Raw genomic sequence first — 17,942 nt, forward strand, 5'->3', positions numbered from 1 at the left:
AAATAGAAACGCCAGAAGGCGTTGAAAGGAGTCAGAAATGGGAATCAAAACCTATAACCCATATACACCTTCCAGAAGAAATATGACAGGTTCTGATTTCTCCGAGATCACAAAGACAACTCCGGAGAAGTCCTTAGTAGTTTCTTTAAAGAAGAACGCTGGTCGTAACAACCAGGGTAAGATCACCGTTAGACATCAGGGCGGTGGAAACAGACAGAAATATAGAATGGTTGACTTCAAGAGAAATTCCAAAGACGGAATTCAGGCAACTGTAATCGGTATCGAGTACGATCCGAACAGAAGCGCTAACATCGCTTTAATCTGCTACGCAGATGGTGAAAAGTCCTACATCCTTGCACCGCAGGGCCTTACAAATGGCATGAAGGTTATGAGCGGCGAGCACGCAGAGGCTAAGGTCGGCAACTGCTTACCGTTATCCTTAATTCCGGTTGGTGCACAGGTTCACAATATCGAGCTTTTCCCGGGCAAGGGCGGACAGATGGTTCGTTCTGCAGGAAACGCTGCACAGTTAATGGCTAAAGAAGGAAAATACGCTACACTTCGTTTACCGTCCGGCGAGATGAGAATGGTTCCGATCGAGTGCCGCGCAACAATCGGTGTTGTAGGCAACGGCGACCACAACCTTGTTAAGATTGGTAAAGCAGGTAGAAAACGTCACATGGGTATCCGCCCGACAGTCCGTGGTTCCGTTATGAACCCGAATGACCATCCGCATGGTGGTGGTGAAGGTAAGACTGGTATCGGCCGTCCGGGTCCGTGCACACCGTGGGGCAAGCCTGCTCTTGGTCTTAAGACTAGAAAGAAAAACAAACAGTCTAACAAGTTAATCGTAAGAAGAAGAAATGGTAAAGCGATTTCATAATCGATAGGAGGTAAAACGATGGCTCGTTCACTTAAAAAAGGACCATTTGCAGACGCTAGCTTACTGAAGAAGGTAGACGCTATGAACGAGGCAGGACAGAAACAGGTTATCAAGACCTGGTCCCGCCGTTCTACAATCTTCCCGCAGATGGTTGGTCATACAATCGCTGTACATGACGGCAGAAAGCATGTACCGGTATACGTAACAGAAGATATGGTTGGTCACAAACTTGGTGAGTTCGTTGCTACAAGAACTTACAGAGGCCACGGCAAAGACGAGAAAAAGTCCGGACGTAAATAATAGATACGCTTTGAAAGGAGGTTCCAGTAATGGCTAAGGGACATAGAAGTCAGATTAAGAGAGAGAGAAATGCCCAGAAGGATACAAGACCGTCTGCAAAGCTGTCTTACGCAAGAGTATCCGTTCAGAAGGCTTGTTTCGTATTAGATGCCATCAGAGGCAAAGATGTTCAGACAGCACTTGGTATTGTAACTTACAATCCTAGATATGCTTCCAGCTTAATCGAGAAATTATTAAAATCTGCAATCGCAAACGCTGAGAACAACAACGGAATGAACGCAGAGAACCTGTATGTGGAGGAGTGCTACGCATCTCAGGGACCGATTATGAAGAGAGTAAAACCGAGAGCACAGGGTAGAGCTTACAGAATCGAAAAGAGAATGAGCCACATCACCATCGTGCTGAACGAGAAATAATAGGAGGCAGTTATGGGACAGAAAGTTAATCCACACGGCATGAGAGTCGGCGTTATCAAAGACTGGGATTCCAGATGGTACGCTGAAGCTGATTTCGCTGACAACCTCATCGAGGATCACAAAATCAGAACTTACCTGAAGAAGAGATTATACAGCGCCGGCGTTTCCAAGATCGAAATCGAGCGCGCATCTGATAGAGTAAAAATTATCGTTTTCACAGCAAAACCGGGCGTAGTTATCGGTAAGGGCGGATCTGAGATCGAGAAGGTCAAAGCTGAAGTTCAGAAGATGACTGCTAAGAAGGTATTTGTAGACATCAAGGAAGTTAAGAGACCGGACCGTGAAGCTCAGCTCGTTGCAGAGTCCATCGCTCAGCAGCTTGAGAACCGTGTTTCCTTCCGTCGTGCTATGAAGTCCACAATGTCCAGATCCATGAAGGCTGGCGTTCTTGGTATCAAGACTGCAGTTGGCGGACGTCTTGGCGGCGCTGATATCGCACGTACAGAGTTCTACAGCGAGGGAACAATCCCGCTTCAGACATTAAGAGCAGATATTGACTATGGTTTCGCAGAGGCAGATACAACTTACGGCAAACTTGGCGTTAAAGTTTGGATCTACAAAGGCGAGGTTCTTCCGACTAAGGGAAATAAGGAAGGGAGCGATAAATAATGTTAATGCCGAAAAGAGTAAAGCGCCGCAAACAGTTCCGTGGAACTATGGCCGGTAAAGCTTTAAGAGGAAATACAATCTCCAACGGTGAGTATGGCCTTGTTGCCCTTGAGCCGTGCTGGATCAAATCTAATCAGATCGAGGCAGCCCGTGTTGCCATGACTCGTTATATCAAACGTGGTGGTAAAGTTTGGATCAAGATCTTCCCGGACAAACCGGTAACAGCTAAACCGGCTGAGACTCGTATGGGTTCCGGTAAGGGCGCTCTTGAGTACTGGGTAGCAGTAGTTAAACCGGGCCGTGTTATGTTCGAAATCGCTGGCGTTCCGGAGGAGACAGCAAAGGAAGCTCTTCGTCTTGCTATGCACAAACTCCCGTGTAAGTGTAAAATTGCTTCCAAGGCAGATTTAGAAGGCGGTGATAACAGTGAAAACTAATAAGTATGTAGAAGAATTAAAAGCGAAAACCGCTGCAGAGTTAAATGAAGAATTAGTTGCAGCAAAGAAGGAGCTCTTCAACCTGAGATTCCAGAACGCAACCAACCAGTTAGATAACACAAGCAGAATCAAAGAGGTTCGCAAGAACATCGCAAGAATTCAGACTGTTATCACAGAGAAGGCAAGAGTTGCTAACTAATCCCGTATCGGTGAAGAACCCCAAGGCATGCTTGCGGGTTGATTAGTTGTCATTATGACACACGCCGATGCGTGTAACAAATCGATTTTGAAAGGAGATTATCCGTCGTGGAAAGAAATCTTAGAAAAACACGTACTGGTAAGGTAGTTAGCAACAAGATGGACAAGACAATCGTCGTTGCTATCGAGAACCACGTAAAACATCCGTTAATCGGAAAGATCGTTAAGAAGACATATAAGTTAAAAGCTCATGATGAGAAGAATGAGTGCAATATCGGCGATACAGTTAAAGTGATGGAGACAAGACCGTTATCCAAGGATAAGAGATGGAGACTTGTTGAAATCGTCGAGAAAGCAAGATAATTGATTCGAGGAAGGAGTATCAGGCATGATTCAGCAGGAATCCAGATTAAAGGTTGCCGATAATACAGGTGCAAGAGAACTGCTTTGTATCCGCGTTATGGGCGGTTCTACAAGAAGATATGCTAACATCGGTGATGTAATCGTAGCCTCCGTTAAAGAAGCAACACCAGGCGGCGTTGTTAAGAAGGGCGATGTAGTCAAAGCCGTTGTAGTTCGTTCTGTAAAAGGCGCACGTCGTAAAGACGGTTCTTATATTAAATTTGATGAGAACGCAGCAGTTATCATCAAAGATGACAAGACTCCAAGAGGAACCCGTATTTTTGGGCCGGTCGCAAGAGAGCTTCGTGAGAAACAGTTCATGAAGATCGTATCTCTGGCTCCGGAAGTATTATAAGGAGGTGCCAGGTAATGCATAAAATCAAAAAAGATGATATGGTAAAGATCATCGCAGGTAAAGATATAGATAAAACTGGTAAAGTTCTGAGCGTAGACACCAAGAAGAACGAAGTTGTCGTTGAAGGCTGCAACATGGTAACAAAGCATACCAAACCGAGCCAGACAAACCAGAACGGCGGAATTGTTCATCAGGAAGCTCCGATCGACATCTCCAACGTAATGTTGTTCGTTGACGGAAAAGCTACAAGAGTTGGCTTTGAAGTTAAAGACGGTAAGAAAGTCCGCGTTGCTAAGGCAACCGGTAAAGTAATTGACTAATAGCAGAGAGGAGGAAACACAAGTTGGCTAGATTAAAAGAAATGTACCAGAACGAGATCGTTGAAGCAATGATCAAGAAATTTGGTTATAAGAATATCATGGAAGTGCCGAAGCTCGATAAGATCGTTATCAACATGGGCGTAGGCGAAGCAAAAGACAACGCGAAAGTCCTTGACTCTGCAGTTCGTGACCTTGAGATCATCACAGGTCAGAAGGCAGTCCTTACAAAGGCTAAGAAGTCTGTCGCAAACTTCAAACTCAGAGAGGGCATGGCTATTGGATGCAAAGTTACCCTTCGCGGCGAGAAGATGTATGAGTTCGCTGATCGTCTGATCAACCTCGCTCTTCCGCGTGTACGTGACTTCCGCGGCGTTAACGCTAACGCATTCGACGGCAGAGGTAACTACGCACTCGGCATCAAGGAACAGTTAATTTTCCCGGAAATTGAATATGATAAAGTTGACAAGGTCAGAGGTATGGACATCATCTTCGTTACAACCGCTAAGACTGACGAGGAAGCTCGTGAACTGTTAACATTATTCAACATGCCGTTTGCAAAGTAATTAGGAGGATTTATCCATGGCTAAAACTTCAATGAAGATTAAACAGCAGCGTCCGGCAAAGTTCTCCACAAGAGAATACAACCGCTGCAGAATCTGTGGTCGTCCACATGCATATCTGAGAAAATATGGCATTTGCCGTATCTGCTTCCGTGAGCTCGCTTACAAGGGCGAGATCCCGGGCGTAAAGAAGGCAAGCTGGTAGGATTTAGCTGCTTAGAAAAGCGTCAGAAGTCAGGTGGGAACATCGTGTTTCCCCGCCTGGCCGTGCAGAGAAGCGCTTAATAGGCTGACTGGTCCCGTTCTTCGACCACAGGGAAAAGAACTTCCCTATACATCGTAACAACGCCTATAAGGAAAACTTGTTTTCCCCAGGCCGAACAACACTCCTGTGCAGCGCGAATGATTCGCGAACCACAGTGACAAACCAACAATCCATTAGGAGGAAATATAATCATGACAATGAGCGATCCGATTGCAGATATGCTTACAAGAATTCGTAACGCAAACACTGCTAAACATGATACAGTAGATGTTCCGGCTTCCAAGATGAAATTAGCTATCGCTGATATCCTTGTAAGAGAAGGCTACATCAAGAAATATGACATCGTTGAGGACGGTGCATTCCAGACAATCCGCATCTCCTTAAAGTATGGCGCTGACAAGAACGAGAAGATCATCTCCGGAATCAAGAAGATCTCCAAGCCGGGCTTACGTGTATACGCTGGCAAGGAAGATATGCCGAAGGTACTTGGCGGACTTGGTATCGCTATCGTATCCACAAACCAGGGCGTAATCACTGACAAGCAGGCTAGACAGCTTGGTGTCGGCGGCGAAGTTCTTGCATTTGTTTGGTAATTATTCCCATTGATGTTATCGCACCCCGCCTGCAAAGCTGAACATTGATCCAGCAGGGCGGAGTTTGCGTGCGTCTGGAGGCAACTTCAGACCAGATATAACATAGAAACTGAAAACAGAAAGTGTAAAAGCACTTTCCGAGAATCTAAGTAGGAGGTAAAAGGCATGTCACGTATTGGTAGAATGCCGGTAGCGATTCCAGCAGGCGTAACTGTAACAATCGCAGAGAACAACAATGTGACCGTTAAAGGTCCGAAGGGAACACTGGTAAGAGATTTACCGGTAGAGATGGAAATCAAAGAAGAAGATGGACACATCGTCGTAACAAGACCGAACGATTTAAAGAAGATGAAATCTTTACACGGTCTTACAAGAACGCTAATCCATAACATGATCCAGGGTGTTACTGAAGGCTACGAGAAGAAGCTTGAGGTAAACGGTGTTGGTTACAGAGCTCAGAAGCAGGGCAAGAAGCTCACACTTTCCCTTGGTTACTCCCATCCGGTAGAGATGGAAGATCCGGAAGGTATCGAGACTGTTCTTGATGGACAGAACATCATCATCGTTAAGGGCATCAGCAAAGAGAAAGTCGGCCAGTATGCAGCTGAAATCAGAGAGAAGAGAAGACCGGAGCCGTATAAGGGCAAAGGTATCAAGTACGCTGATGAGGTTATCAGACGCAAAGTTGGTAAGACTGGTAAGAAATAATTTAAGGAGAGTGTAAAAATGGTTAGCAAGCAGTCAAGAAGCGAAATCCGCAGAAAAAAACACTATAGATTACGCAATCGCTTTGCTGGTACAGCAGAGAGACCGCGTTTAGCAGTGTTCAGAAGCAATAATCATATGTATGCTCAGATCATCGACGATTCCGTTGGACATACTTTAGTATCTGCTTCCACTCTTGAGAAAGAGATCAAAGCAGAGTTAGAGAACACAGATACCGTTGATGCAGCTGCATATATCGGAACCGTAGTAGCTAAGAGAGCAATCGAGAAAGGCATCAAAGAGGTCGTTTTCGATAGAGGCGGTTTCATTTATCAGGGTAAGATTCAGGCATTAGCAGATGCAGCCCGTGAGGCTGGTCTCGTATTCTAATAGAGAGGAGAAAACAGCATGAAGCGTACAATCATTGACGCAAGTCAGTTAGAGTTAAATGACAAAGTTGTTGCCATTAAGCGCGTATCCAAGACTGTTAAAGGTGGACGTACCATGAGATTTTCCGCTCTGGTAGTAGTAGGAGACGGCAATGGTCACGTAGGCGCAGGCCTTGGTAAAGCAGGTGAGGTTCCGGAAGCTATCCGTAAAGGTAAAGAAGCTGCTATGAAGAACCTTGTAGAGATCCCGATGGATGAGAACAAGAGCATCCCGCACGACTTCCTTGGCGAGTTCGGAAGCGCTTCCGTACTGATCAAGAGAGCTCCGGAAGGTACTGGTATCATCGCTGGTGGTCCGGTTCGTTCCGTAGTAGAGCTTGCAGGCATCAAGAACATCCGTACAAAGTCTTTAGGTTCCAACAACAAGACAAACGTAGTTCTCGCAACAATCGAAGGTCTTACAAAGTTAAAGACTCCAGAAGAGGTTGCTAAGAACCGCGGCAAATCTGTTGAAGACGTTGTTTGCTAATAGGAGGATAATAAAATGGCAGAGAAGTTAAAAATCACATTAGTAAAATCCCCTATCGGCGCTGTTCCGAAGCAGAGAGCGACAATCGAAGCACTTGGTTTAAAGAAGATGCACAAGACTGTCGAGATGCCGGATAATGGTGCAGTTAGAGGCATGATCCAGAATGTCAGACATCTGGTTAAAGTTGAAGAAATCTAATTGATATAAAGTAAGGAGGTGCAGTGATGAACTTATCTAATTTACATCCTGCTGAAGGATCTAAGCATAGTGATAGTTTCAGAAGAGGTCGTGGCCACGCTTCTGGAAATGGTAAGACAGCTGGTAAGGGACATAAGGGCCAGAAGGCACGTTCCGGCGCACCGAGACCTGGTTTCGAGGGCGGCCAGATGCCGTTATACAGACGTCTTCCGAAGAGAGGATTTACAAACATCAACTCCAAGGAGATCGTTGGAATTAATGTAAGTGTATTAGAGAGATTTGAGAATGACTCCGTAGTATCCGTTGAGACATTACTGGAGACAGGTGTGATCAAAAACCCGCAGGACGGCGTTAAGATTCTTGGTAACGGAGAGTTAACAAAGAAACTTGTCGTTAAAGCCAATGCTTTCAGTGAAGGCGCAAAAGCTAAAATTGAGGCAGTAGGTGGAACCTGCGAGGTGATCTAATATGTTAAAATCCTTACAGAAAGCATTTAAGGTGAAAGAAGTCCGCGACAGACTTCTTTACACCTTTATGATGCTTGTAGTCATCCGAATCGGCTGCTGTCTTCCGATACCGGGCGTTGATCCGAGCTATCTGCATGATTTCTTTTCAAATCTGCAGAACTCTGGAATGGGATTCTTTAATGCGATCACAGGAGGATCTTTCTCCTCCATGTCTATCTTCGCATTGAGTATCACCCCGTATATCACATCTTCCATCATTATGCAGTTACTCACAATTGCAATTCCGAAGCTTGAGGAAATGCAGAAGGACGGTGAGGATGGAAGAAAGAAGATTGCAGAGTACACCAGATATCTTACCGTCGGCCTGGCTCTCTTTGAGTCCTGCGCAATGGCAGTTGGCCTTGGCGGAAAGGGACTTCTTCTCGAAGACCACCGTAACATCTGGGGATATCTTACGGTCGTAGCCGCTATGACCGCAGGTTCCGCTCTTCTGATGTGGATTGGCGAGAGGATTACAGACAATGGAGTAGGAAACGGTATTTCCATCGTACTTCTGATCAATATCGTATCTGGTACTCCGCAGGATATGATGACATTATATGAGCGCTTTATGGCAGGCAGATCAGTTGCAGTCGCAACTGTATCAGGCATCATTGTACTGGCAATTATCGTTGCGATCGTTGTCTTTGTCCTCGTTTTAAACGATGCAGAGCGCCGGATCCCGGTACAGTACAGCAAGAAGATGCAGGGCCGCAGAATGATCGGCGGACAGTCTACCTACATTCCGTTGAAGGTAAACACCGCGAACGTTATTCCGGTCATCTTCGCTTCTTCAATCATGTCAATGCCGGTTATGATCGCTCAGTTCTTCCACGTTGATTATTCAACCATCGGTGGAAAGATCCTGTTAGCGTTGAGCTCATCCAACTGGTTTAAACCGGAAGCTCCGGCTTACTCCATTGGTATGCTCGTATATATCGTATTAGTCGTACTGTTCGCGTATTTCTATACGTCCATTACGTTTAACCCGCTGGAAGTTGCTAATAATATGAAGAAGTCCGGCGGCTTTATCCCGGGCATCCGCCCAGGTAAGCCAACCTCAGACTACCTCAACAATATCTTAAACTATATTGTATTTATCGGTGCCTGCGGATTGGTGATCGTGTGCATTATCCCGATCATCGCATCCGGTCTCTTCTCTGTCGGCAATCTTTCCTTCGGCGGCACATCCCTGATCATTATTGCAGGTGTAATCCTCGAGACGATCAAGGCTGTGGAGTCTATGATGCTTGTAAGAAATTACAAGGGATTCTTAAATGATTGATCAAATAGAGAAATAGCAGCAGCTGCGTGCTGAAAATCGGAGCGGGCGGAAAGATGCTTTTCGCCCGCTTTTTCGGTTTTTTAGGACGAGTGGAGGAAATTACAATTATGAAAATCATTATGTTGGGCGCACCGGGAGCCGGAAAAGGCACCCAGGCACAGAGAATCGCGGAAAAGTACGGAATCCCGCACATTTCCACCGGAGACATCTTCCGGGCAAACATTAAGAACGGAACAGAGCTTGGCAAGAAGGCAAAAGCATTCATGGACCAGGGACTTCTTGTTCCGGACGAACTGACGGTTGATCTTGTTATGGACAGAATCAGCCAGCCGGACTGCGAAAAGGGATACATTCTCGATGGTTTCCCGCGTACGATCCCGCAGGCAGAGGCCCTCACAGAGGCTCTTGCCAAAAAGGGAGAGGCGATCGATTTCGCGATCGATGTTGACGTACCGGACGAAAAGATCGTTACCCGTATGGCAGGCCGCCGTGCATGCGTAAAGTGCGGAATGACTTATCACATCGTATATGCTGCTCCGAAGAAGGAAGGCATCTGCGACAAGTGCGGCGCTGAACTCATTTTAAGAGACGATGATAAGCCGGAGACTGTTACAAAACGTCTTTCTGTTTATCATGAGCAGACGCGCCCGCTCATCAGCTTCTATGCGGATAAGCACGTCCTCTACACCGTAGACGGAACGCAGAATATGGAACAGGTATTTGAGGCTATCACAAAGATTTTAGGAGCTTAAAATAATGGCAGTAACAATTAAATCGCCGAGAGAGATCGAACTGATGCGAAAAGCCGGAGAAATTCTGGCGCAGGTGCACGAGGAGCTGCATGCAGCTGTTCACCCGGGAATGTCCACTCTGGACATCGATAAGCTGGGAGAGCGTCTGATTCGCAGCCATGGATGTATTCCTTCCTTTAAAAATTACAATGGATATCCTGCATCCATCTGCGTGTCCGTAAATGATGAGATCGTACATGGAATCCCGAATAAGCACCGTATTTTAAAGGATGGCGATATCGTCAGCCTTGATGCGGGGACGATCTATAAGGGATACCATTCCGACGCAGCCCGCACCTGGGCAGTAGGAAACGTCTCCCCGGAAGCACAGAAACTGATGGATGTCACAAAACAGTGCTTTTACGAAGGTATTAAATTTGCGAAAGCAGGCAATCATCTGAATGATATCTCCACGGCAATCCAGGCATACGCCGAAAAATTCGGCTATGGCGTTGTCCGCGAGTTGGTTGGACATGGAATTGGTACCCACCTTCATGAAGATCCGGAGGTCCCGAACTTTGCGACAAAGAGAAGGGGAATCCTTTTACAGCCGGGTATGACTCTGGCCATTGAACCGATGATCAATGCCGGCACACCGGATGTAATCTGGATGGACGATGACTGGACCGTTGTTACAGCAGATCATGCCCTGTCCGCTCACTATGAGAATACGATCCTCATCACTGAGGGCGAGCCGGAGATCCTTTCCCTGCGCCCGGGCCTTGAATAGGAGGGTCCAGCATGGAAATGACCCCGGGATTCCTGGCAAGATCGATTGCCGGAAATGACAAGGATAAAATTTATGTCATATCGGAGGATCTTGGAACATACGTTTCTCTGCTTGCAGAAAACGGCCGGGTCCTCCGGAAAAATAAAAAGCATGTCCAGATCATTAAGAAACGAAACAGGAGGTAAATTTTATGTCTAAGGCTGACGTAATCGAAATCGAAGGCGTCGTTGTTGAGAAGCTGCCGAACGCTATGTTCCAGGTTGAACTTGAGAATGGTCACAAGGTATTAGCTACCATCAGTGGAAAACTGCGTATGAACTACATCCGTATTCTTCCGGGTGATAAGGTAACATTAGAGATGTCCCCTTACGATTTATCCAAGGGACGTATTATTTGGAGAGATAAATAGTATCCTTGACAAAGGGCTAAAAAAGTTGAAGAAAACCAATAAAAACGCTTGATTTTCCGGCAAGGAAGTGTTATAATGCTCAAGCGAACTTTGTTGGAACGCTTGTATTATGCCCATTTTCAGGTGCTTTTTATACAGGTATAGCAACCCGTAATGCCGTTCCCAGATGGCACGGAATCGGTGTGTTTCCGGCAGTAAAGGGAAGCGGACTACGAAGGAAAGGAGAATTACTGTGAAAGTAAGATCATCAGTAAAACCGATTTGCGAGAAGTGCAAGGTTATTAAGAGAAAAGGCAGTATCAGAATTATCTGTGAAAATCCTAAGCACAAACAGAGACAGGGCTGATGCCGCAATTTGCCTGTATTTTTTCGCGCGGCTTTGACATGAAACGCGAGAGTGCGTTGTTGTGTCGGCAATAACTATTTCTACAATATTTAAATGGAGGTACCACTCATGGCTCGTATTTCAGGTGTTGATTTACCAAGGGAAAAACGTGTCGAAATCGGCTTAACTTATATCTACGGTATCGGTAGAGCAAGTGCAGACCGTATTCTTGCTGCGGCTGGTGTAAATCCTGACACACGTGTAAAGGATTTAACCGATGACGAAGTAAAGAACATTGCAGCAGTAATCGCTGAGACTCAGACTGTTGAAGGTGACTTACGTCGTGAGATCGCTTTAAACATCAAGAGACTTCAGGAGATCGGATGCTACAGAGGTATTCGTCACAGAAAGAGTCTTCCTTGCCGTGGTCAGAAGACCAAGACAAACGCAAGAACATGCAAGGGTCCGAGAAAGACTGTTGCAAACAAGAAGAAATAATTATCAGTAACAAATGTTTTGAATCACGTTGCATGTTTTAAAGACAGGAAACAGGGTTCAGTAAATGAGAAAGTAGGTTAGTTTAAAATGGCTAAAAAAGTGTCCACTGCTAAAAAAGTGACAAAAAAGCGTGTAAAGAAAAACGTTGAACGCGGACAGGCGCACATCCAGTCATCTTTTAACAACACAATCGTGACATTAACAGATGCACAGGGTAATGCCTTATCTTGGGCAAGTGCAGGCGGTCTGGGATTTAGAGGTTCAAGGAAATCTACCCCATATGCAGCACAGATGGCTGCAGAAACTGCAACTAAGGCAGCTCTTGTACATGGTTTAAAATCCGTAGACGTTATGGTTAAAGGACCGGGATCTGGCCGTGAGGCTGCTATCCGTGCCCTTCAGGCATGTGGTCTTGAAGTAACAAGCATTAAGGACGTAACACCGGTTCCGCACAACGGATGCCGTCCGCCAAAGCGTAGAAGAGTCTAATTAGGAGGAAGTAAAATGGCAGTTGATAGAGTTCCTGTTCTTAAAAGATGCAGATCCCTTGACCTTGATCCCATTTATTTAGGAATAGATAAAAAATCCAACAGAGAATCTAAAAGAGCAAACAAGAAGATCAGTGAGTATGGTCTTCAGTTAAGAGAAAAACAGAAAGCTAAGTTCATCTATGGCGTTCTGGAGAAGCCGTTCCGTAACTACTACGATAAGGCTGAGCGTTTAAACGGACAGACAGGTGAAAACCTTATGATCCTTCTTGAGCGCAGACTTGACAACGTTATCTTCCGTCTTGGTTTCGCAAGAACAAGAAAGGAAGCAAGACAGATCGTTGACCACAAGCACGTTCTTGTAAACGGCAAGTGCGTAAACATCCCGTCCTACCTTGTAAAGGCTGGAGATGTTGTTGAGATCAGAGAAAAGAACAAAGGCGACAACCACTACAAGCTGGTTCTCGAGACCACAGCTGGCCGTCTTGTTCCGGCATGGTTAGAGTCTGACCATGAGAACTTAAAGGGCGAGATCAAAACTCTTCCGACAAGAGAAGAGATCGACGTTCCTGTAAACGAGATGCTCATCGTCGAGTTATACTCCAAATAATTCACCGGAGCGGTTTTTACAAAGTATCTGGCCATTTCCGGCCGGATGCTTTGTGTTCTAAAAGAACGCTTCGTGGCATTTGTCAAAGCATACCCAAAAGGAGGGGCTTTTTGTGTTCGATTTTGAGAAACCAAACATTGAGATTGCTGAGATTTCCGAAGATAAAAGATACGGAAAGTTTGTCGTAGAACCGCTTGAGAGGGGTTACGGCACAACTCTGGGAAATTCCCTGAGAAGAATCATGCTTTCTTCTTTACCGGGTTCTGCTGTCAGCCAGGTGAAAATTGATGGTGTACTTCATGAGTTCAGTTCCATCGCCGGCGTTAAGGAAGATGTAACTGAGATCATCATGAACATCAAGAGCTTAGCAATTAAGAACAACAGTGATACAAACGAGCCGAAGACTGCGTACATCGAGTTCGAGGGTGAGGGTGTGATCCACGCTTCTGACATTCAGACAGATGCTGATATCGAGATCCTGAATCCGGATCAGGTTATCGCAACCTTAAGCGGCGGCGCAGACAGCAAGTTCTACATGGAACTTACGATCACCAACGGCCGTGGCTACGTAAGCGCTGATAAGAACAAGAGCGACGATCTTCCGATCGGAGTTCTCGCTGTAGATTCCATTTATACACCGGTTGAGCGTGTCAATATGTCTGTTGAGAACACCCGTGTTGGTCAGCAGACAGACTACGATAAGCTCACACTTGAGATCTACACAAACGGAACACTGGATCCGGACGAGGCAGTCAGCCTTGCTGCTAAAGTTTTAAGCGAGCATCTGAATCTCTTCATCGACCTCTCTGAGAATGCAAAGACTGCAGAGGTTATGGTTGAAAAGGAGAACAACGAGAAAGAAAAAGTTCTTGAGATGAACATCGACGAGCTGGAGTTATCCGTTCGTTCCTACAACTGTCTCAAGAGAGCAGGTATCAATACCGTTGAAGAGCTTTGCAGCCGCACTTCTGAGGATATGATGAAGGTTAGAAACCTTGGTCGCAAGTCCCTCGAGGAAGTACTTGCAAAGTTAAAAGAACTGGGCTTACAGCTCAATTCCAGTGACGAACAGTAAATTTTGGTTGTGATACATTCACCCGGAAGGTAAGTCCGAAGGGCGCAGAAGGGGCGTAGAGCGACTCATTATGGAGAAAAAGGCGGCAGCCCAGTAAGTCCAAAGAAGCGTGGGCGGCTGTTCCACAAATGGAGGAAATTAAATCATGGCAGGTTATAGAAAACTCGGAAGAACTTCCAGTCAGAGAAAAGCATTACTTAGAATCCAGGCTACAAACCTTTTATATCATGGAAAGATCGTTACAACTGAGGCTAGAGCTAAAGAAGTAAGAAAGATCGTTGAGAGCCTGATCGCTCTTGCAGTAAAAGAGAAAGATAACTTCGAGACTGTTAAAGTTACAGCTAAGGTTGCCCGCAAGGACGCTGACGGCAAGAGAGTAAAAGAAGTTGTTGACGGTAAGAAAGTTACTGTATACGACGAAGTTGAGAAGGAAATCAAGAAGGACATGCCGTCCAGACTTCATGCAAGAAGACAGATGGTAAAAGCTCTTTATGACGTAACAGAGGTTCCGACAGCAGCAGCTGGTAAGAAGAAAAACACAAAGAAAGTTGATCTTACAAACAAGCTGTTCAACGAGATCGCTCCGAAGTACGCTTCCCGTAACGGTGGTTACACAAGAATCATCAAGATCGGTCAGCGTAAGGGCGACGGTGCTATGGCAGTTCTGATCGAGCTCGTTTAATTCTAATTTAATACGAAATCGCTGAAGACCGGTAGAATACGTGTGAGCGTGTTCTGTCGGTCTTCTTTTAGTGAGCGCAGAGGAAATACAAGCGGCTGCGAAGCAGAGATTTACTTTCCCTGCGCTACTAACGTGCAAACAGCCTGCGAAGCAGGCAATAGAGCGCGTAATCGCGAGTTTGCGAGTGAGCGGGTGGCCAGGTTGAGCGGACTTATAGTACGAAATAAGACCATAGACACTATCTGATAAATAATGTGTCTATGGTCTTTGTGACTTTCGTGTTTAGTTTATTCCGAGCTGTCGCTGGAACTGCTCAAAGAACTCGTTGAATGCCGCGGCGTTTGCCGGGTCTTTCATTAAGTTTGTGATGGTGAGTACATAGAAGAACTCGCCGATGCCGAGAAGAATGGCGATAACGCCGAGGATGATTCCGGCTGCTGCGGTGCCTCTGAAGGGCTGGCCTTTTTTGGAGATGATGGCGAAGCAGACTGCCCCGACGCCGCAGATGATAGCGACCGGGAAGGCGAAGCAGCAGAGCGTTAAGAGAGCGAAGATCCCGCTGATCAGGGAGATCGTCGCGAAGGAGTTCTTTTCGCGTCTCGGGCGCTGCGGCTGGTTCTGCCAGTAGGGCGGTTGTCCGTTATTGTACTGATTCTGCCAATACGGCGGCTGTCCGTTCTGCGGTGGGAACTGTCCGCTGTTCTGCTGATTCTGCCAGTATGGATTCTGTCCAGGATTCTGAGGCGGGATCTGTCCGTCATTCTGTGGATTCTACCAGTATGGATCCTGTCCGTTATTCTGAGGCGGGATCGGCTGTCCGTTCTGTGGATTCTGATCTGCAGCCTGTGTTTCCTGGTTCATATCTTTATATTCAGATGAATTCTGATCTTCGTAATCTGCCATGAAAATTCCTCCTGTTGTAATTCTGCGGCGCTGCCGCCAAAATGCTCATAGCACTGTTCCCTGATAAAAAAGGCTGGTCAGCTCCTCGATGGTTAAGAAAAATAATACGGAACAGTTATCGTATAGTTTAACATGAAACGCCGTCCATGTCCACATTTAAGTTGCATAAGAGCATGGATTGAATTATAATGGAGAATGACATCTCCGGCGGCTTTATGCTTTCCGGGGTAGAACTAGAAGGAGAAAGAACATGGACATTTTAGGCGTACTGACTGCGGAATTGGGAGTGAAAATGAGCCAGGTCGAGGCGGCTGTGAAGCTCATTGACGAGGGAAACACGATTCCGTTTATTGCCAGATACCGGAAGGAAGTAACCGGTTCCTTAAACGATGAGGTATTAAGAAACCTGGATGAACGATTAAAATATCTGAGAGGTCTTGAAGACCGCAAGACTCAGATCCTCGCATCGATCGAGGATCAGGGAAAACTGACGGCTGATTTAAAGAAGAAGATCGAGGAAGCCGAGACTATGGTGGCGGTGGAGGATTTATACCTGCCGTTCCGCCCGAAGAGAAAGACAAGAGCCAGCATGGCGAAGGAGAGAGGCCTGGAGCCGCTGGCCGATACGATCCTGCTGCAGGTGACAAAAGAACCGATTGAAACACTGGCTGCCCAGTATGTCTCCGAGGAAAAAGGCGTTGCAGACGCGAAAGCGGCCATTGACGGCGCAAAGGATATCCTTGCGGAGCGCATCTCCGAGGTGGCAAAATACCGTGCCTACATCCGCAATGTGACAAAAGAGGAAAGTTCTATCGTCTCCGCGGCGAAGGACGAGAAGACAGAGTCCGTTTACGAGATGTACTATCATCACGAGGAGCTTGTAAGAAAGTGCGCTGGACACAGGATTCTCGCCTTAAACCGCGGTGAGAAGGAAAAGATCCTGACTGTAAAGATCGCGGCTCCGGAGGAGAAGATCTTACGCTACTTAAATAAGATGGTCATCACCAGAGAGAACCCGGTGACAACTCCGGTCTTACAGGAAGTGATCGCAGACAGCTACAACCGTCTCATCGCCCCGGCAATTGAGCGTGAGGTGAGAAATCTCATGACCGAGAAGGCGGAGGACGGTGCCATCAAGATCTTCGGAAAGAACTTAGAGCAGCTTCTCATGCAGCCTCCGATCGCAGGCCGCGTGGTATTGGGATGGGATCCGGCGTTCCGTACCGGCTGTAAGTTAGCAGTCGTTGACGCCACAGGAAAAGTCCTGGATACCGTGGTCATCTACCCGACCGCACCGCAGAACAAGGTGGAGGACGCGAAGAAGACCTTAAAAAAGCTCATCGAGAAATACAAGATCTCCCTGATCTCCGTCGGAAATGGAACGGCTTCCAGAGAGTCCGAGCAGATCATCGCGGAGTTTATCAAGGAGATCCCGGAACACGTCCAGTACGTGATCGTAAATGAGGCAGGAGCTTCCGTATATTCTGCCAGCAAGCTTGCCACAGAGGAATTCCCGAAATTCGATGTGGGACAGAGAAGTGCCGTCTCCATCGCACGACGTCTCCAGGACCCGCTTGCGGAGCTCGTAAAAATCGATCCGAAGTCCATCGGTGTCGGCCAGTATCAGCATGATATGAACCAGAAACATCTGAGCGAGGCTCTTGGAAATGTTGTTGAAGACTGCGTAAATAAGGTTGGTGTCGACTTAAATACGGCGTCCGCCTCCCTTTTAGAGTATATTTCCGGTATCTCCAAGGTGATCGCGAAGAACATCGTCGCATACCGTGAGGAGAACGGCGCGTTTACGAACCGCCGCCAGCTCTTAAAGGTTGCAAAGCTTGGCCCGAAGGCATTTGAACAGTGTGCCGGATTTATGAGAATCGCAGGCGGGGACAATCCGCTTGACGGAACCTCCGTACATCCGGAGTCTTATAAGGCAGCGCTGGAGTTATTAAAGCGTGCAAAGCTTGAACCGGAGGAGATCGCGAAGGGCGGCGCGGCCGGAATCAGCAAAAAGATCACAGATTACAAGAAACTTTCCGAGGAGCTTGAAGTCGGTGAGGAGACCTTAAAGGATATTGTGAAAGAGTTGGAAAAACCGGCCCGCGACCCGCGTGAGGAGATGCAGAAGCCGGTCTTAAGGACCGATGTCCTTGATATGAAGGACTTAAAGCCGGGAATGATCTTAAAGGGAACCGTCAGAAATGTCATCGATTTTGGCGCTTTCGTAGATATCGGTGTCCATCAGGACGGTCTGGTGCATATTTCCCAGATGTCCAGGAAGTATATCAAGCATCCGCTTGAGGCGGTCAGCGTTGGGGATATCGTTGAGGTGAAGGTTCTCGGAGTGGATATGGCGAAGAAGAGGATTTCCTTATCTATGATATTGGATGAGGAATAAATTTTAAACTATCGATACGA

The 17,942-nt window shown here is 46.6% G+C and carries 31 protein-coding genes; 30 read left to right on the forward strand and 1 reads right to left on the reverse strand.

Annotation, left to right across the window (positions count from 1 at the left end; genetic code table 11):
• Positions 1–37: 37 nt before the first annotated feature.
• The 29 genes from rplB to DWY93_RS09305 all read left to right on the forward strand — a co-directional run bounded on the left by rplB (position 38) and on the right by DWY93_RS09305 (position 15,246).
• Positions 38–883: a 50S ribosomal protein L2 gene (rplB, locus tag DWY93_RS09170; RefSeq protein ID WP_117470154.1), complete on the forward strand. Its 846-nt coding sequence runs from the start codon at positions 38–40 to the stop codon at positions 881–883.
• An 18-nt stretch (positions 884–901) separates the two neighbouring features.
• Complete coding sequence (gene rpsS, locus DWY93_RS09175) at positions 902–1,183, forward strand: 30S ribosomal protein S19 (protein ID WP_015553840.1); 282 nt, start codon at positions 902–904, stop codon at positions 1,181–1,183.
• A 29-nt stretch (positions 1,184–1,212) separates the two neighbouring features.
• Positions 1,213–1,599 carry a 50S ribosomal protein L22 gene (gene rplV, locus DWY93_RS09180; protein ID WP_015553839.1) on the forward strand — a complete coding sequence of 129 codons (387 nt, stop codon included), beginning with the start codon at positions 1,213–1,215 and terminating at the stop codon, positions 1,597–1,599.
• A gap of 12 nt (positions 1,600–1,611) precedes the next feature.
• Positions 1,612–2,268, forward strand: coding sequence for a 30S ribosomal protein S3 (gene rpsC, locus DWY93_RS09185; protein ID WP_015553838.1), 657 nt, complete (start codon positions 1,612–1,614; stop codon positions 2,266–2,268).
• The gene (rplP, locus tag DWY93_RS09190; protein WP_015553837.1) at positions 2,268–2,705 is read left to right on the forward strand and encodes a 50S ribosomal protein L16; all 438 of its coding nucleotides are present in this window, start codon (positions 2,268–2,270) and stop codon (positions 2,703–2,705) included. Before rpsC ends, rplP begins: the two co-directional genes overlap by 1 nt.
• The gene (rpmC, locus tag DWY93_RS09195; RefSeq protein WP_021905521.1) at positions 2,695–2,904 is read left to right on the forward strand and encodes a 50S ribosomal protein L29; all 210 of its coding nucleotides are present in this window, start codon (positions 2,695–2,697) and stop codon (positions 2,902–2,904) included. The genes rplP and rpmC overlap by 11 nt, the downstream gene beginning before the upstream one ends.
• A 107-nt stretch (positions 2,905–3,011) precedes the next feature.
• Positions 3,012–3,266 carry a 30S ribosomal protein S17 gene (gene rpsQ / locus DWY93_RS09200; protein ID WP_021905520.1) on the forward strand — a complete coding sequence of 85 codons (255 nt, stop codon included), beginning with the start codon at positions 3,012–3,014 and terminating at the stop codon, positions 3,264–3,266.
• A 25-nt stretch (positions 3,267–3,291) separates the two neighbouring features.
• The gene (rplN, locus tag DWY93_RS09205; RefSeq protein ID WP_015553836.1) at positions 3,292–3,660 is read left to right on the forward strand and encodes a 50S ribosomal protein L14; all 369 of its coding nucleotides are present in this window, start codon (positions 3,292–3,294) and stop codon (positions 3,658–3,660) included.
• Between the two features lie 14 nt (positions 3,661–3,674).
• Complete coding sequence (gene rplX / locus DWY93_RS09210; protein WP_117470155.1) at positions 3,675–3,980, forward strand: 50S ribosomal protein L24; 306 nt, start codon at positions 3,675–3,677, stop codon at positions 3,978–3,980.
• A 23-nt stretch (positions 3,981–4,003) separates the two neighbouring features.
• Positions 4,004–4,543 (forward strand): 50S ribosomal protein L5, encoded by a 540-nt coding sequence (gene rplE / locus DWY93_RS09215; protein WP_021905519.1) that lies wholly within the window; start codon positions 4,004–4,006, stop codon positions 4,541–4,543.
• Positions 4,544–4,559: 16 nt separating this feature from the next.
• Positions 4,560–4,745, forward strand: coding sequence for a type Z 30S ribosomal protein S14 (locus DWY93_RS09220; RefSeq protein ID WP_008396318.1), 186 nt, complete (start codon positions 4,560–4,562; stop codon positions 4,743–4,745).
• Positions 4,746–4,996: 251 nt separating this feature from the next.
• Positions 4,997–5,398: a 30S ribosomal protein S8 gene (rpsH, locus tag DWY93_RS09225; protein ID WP_117470156.1), complete on the forward strand. Its 402-nt coding sequence runs from the start codon at positions 4,997–4,999 to the stop codon at positions 5,396–5,398.
• A gap of 165 nt (positions 5,399–5,563) precedes the next feature.
• Positions 5,564–6,106 (forward strand): 50S ribosomal protein L6, encoded by a 543-nt coding sequence (rplF, locus tag DWY93_RS09230; protein ID WP_015553833.1) that lies wholly within the window; start codon positions 5,564–5,566, stop codon positions 6,104–6,106.
• A gap of 18 nt (positions 6,107–6,124) precedes the next feature.
• Positions 6,125–6,493 (forward strand): 50S ribosomal protein L18, encoded by a 369-nt coding sequence (rplR, locus tag DWY93_RS09235; protein WP_015553832.1) that lies wholly within the window; start codon positions 6,125–6,127, stop codon positions 6,491–6,493.
• A gap of 18 nt (positions 6,494–6,511) precedes the next feature.
• Positions 6,512–7,021 carry a 30S ribosomal protein S5 gene (gene rpsE, locus DWY93_RS09240; RefSeq protein ID WP_015553831.1) on the forward strand — a complete coding sequence of 170 codons (510 nt, stop codon included), beginning with the start codon at positions 6,512–6,514 and terminating at the stop codon, positions 7,019–7,021.
• A 15-nt stretch (positions 7,022–7,036) separates the two neighbouring features.
• Complete coding sequence (gene rpmD / locus DWY93_RS09245) at positions 7,037–7,219, forward strand: 50S ribosomal protein L30 (RefSeq protein WP_015553830.1); 183 nt, start codon at positions 7,037–7,039, stop codon at positions 7,217–7,219.
• A 26-nt stretch (positions 7,220–7,245) separates the two neighbouring features.
• Complete coding sequence (gene rplO / locus DWY93_RS09250) at positions 7,246–7,686, forward strand: 50S ribosomal protein L15 (RefSeq protein ID WP_015553829.1); 441 nt, start codon at positions 7,246–7,248, stop codon at positions 7,684–7,686.
• Position 7,687: 1 nt separating this feature from the next.
• A complete protein-coding gene (gene secY / locus DWY93_RS09255; protein ID WP_117470157.1) occupies positions 7,688–9,010 on the forward strand; it encodes a preprotein translocase subunit SecY in 1,323 nt (440 codons plus the stop codon).
• Between the two features lie 107 nt (positions 9,011–9,117).
• Entirely contained in the window at positions 9,118–9,762 is a 645-nt protein-coding gene (locus DWY93_RS09260) for an adenylate kinase (RefSeq protein ID WP_117470223.1), read from the forward strand.
• A gap of 4 nt (positions 9,763–9,766) precedes the next feature.
• Positions 9,767–10,531 (forward strand): type I methionyl aminopeptidase, encoded by a 765-nt coding sequence (map, locus tag DWY93_RS09265; protein ID WP_015553827.1) that lies wholly within the window; start codon positions 9,767–9,769, stop codon positions 10,529–10,531.
• Between the two features lie 11 nt (positions 10,532–10,542).
• Entirely contained in the window at positions 10,543–10,716 is a 174-nt protein-coding gene (locus DWY93_RS17170) for a hypothetical protein (protein WP_015553826.1), read from the forward strand.
• 5 nt (positions 10,717–10,721) lie between these two features.
• Complete coding sequence (infA, locus tag DWY93_RS09270) at positions 10,722–10,940, forward strand: translation initiation factor IF-1 (RefSeq protein ID WP_015553825.1); 219 nt, start codon at positions 10,722–10,724, stop codon at positions 10,938–10,940.
• A gap of 232 nt (positions 10,941–11,172) precedes the next feature.
• Entirely contained in the window at positions 11,173–11,286 is a 114-nt protein-coding gene (gene rpmJ, locus DWY93_RS09275; protein ID WP_003022746.1) for a 50S ribosomal protein L36, read from the forward strand.
• A 108-nt stretch (positions 11,287–11,394) separates the two neighbouring features.
• Positions 11,395–11,763 carry a 30S ribosomal protein S13 gene (gene rpsM, locus DWY93_RS09280; protein ID WP_015553824.1) on the forward strand — a complete coding sequence of 123 codons (369 nt, stop codon included), beginning with the start codon at positions 11,395–11,397 and terminating at the stop codon, positions 11,761–11,763.
• An 87-nt stretch (positions 11,764–11,850) separates the two neighbouring features.
• Complete coding sequence (gene rpsK, locus DWY93_RS09285) at positions 11,851–12,252, forward strand: 30S ribosomal protein S11 (protein ID WP_015553823.1); 402 nt, start codon at positions 11,851–11,853, stop codon at positions 12,250–12,252.
• Positions 12,253–12,267: 15 nt separating this feature from the next.
• Entirely contained in the window at positions 12,268–12,861 is a 594-nt protein-coding gene (gene rpsD / locus DWY93_RS09290) for a 30S ribosomal protein S4 (protein ID WP_015553822.1), read from the forward strand.
• Between the two features lie 112 nt (positions 12,862–12,973).
• The gene (locus tag DWY93_RS09295) at positions 12,974–13,936 is read left to right on the forward strand and encodes a DNA-directed RNA polymerase subunit alpha (protein ID WP_117470158.1); all 963 of its coding nucleotides are present in this window, start codon (positions 12,974–12,976) and stop codon (positions 13,934–13,936) included.
• 145 nt (positions 13,937–14,081) lie between these two features.
• Positions 14,082–14,618 (forward strand): L17 family ribosomal protein, encoded by a 537-nt coding sequence (locus tag DWY93_RS09300; RefSeq protein ID WP_015553821.1) that lies wholly within the window; start codon positions 14,082–14,084, stop codon positions 14,616–14,618.
• A 424-nt stretch (positions 14,619–15,042) separates the two neighbouring features.
• On the forward strand, positions 15,043–15,246 hold the full coding sequence (locus DWY93_RS09305) for a hypothetical protein (protein ID WP_207658697.1): 204 nt from the start codon (positions 15,043–15,045) through the stop codon (positions 15,244–15,246).
• 143 nt (positions 15,247–15,389) lie between these two features.
• Here the strand turns inward: DWY93_RS09305 and DWY93_RS17790 are convergent, their stop codons facing one another.
• Positions 15,390–15,521, reverse strand: coding sequence for a hypothetical protein (locus DWY93_RS17790; protein ID WP_278286477.1), 132 nt, complete (start codon positions 15,519–15,521; stop codon positions 15,390–15,392).
• A 250-nt stretch (positions 15,522–15,771) separates the two neighbouring features.
• Here DWY93_RS17790 and DWY93_RS09310 point away from each other — a divergent pair, with 250 nt between their 5' ends.
• Complete coding sequence (locus tag DWY93_RS09310) at positions 15,772–17,922, forward strand: Tex family protein (RefSeq protein ID WP_117470160.1); 2,151 nt, start codon at positions 15,772–15,774, stop codon at positions 17,920–17,922.
• Positions 17,923–17,942: the final 20 nt, after the last annotated feature.

The sequence above is a fragment of the Clostridium sp. AF28-12 genome (assembly GCF_003435225.1).
In the GTDB taxonomy this organism is placed as follows: Bacteria; Bacillota; Clostridia; order Lachnospirales; family Lachnospiraceae; genus Pilosibacter; species Pilosibacter fragilis.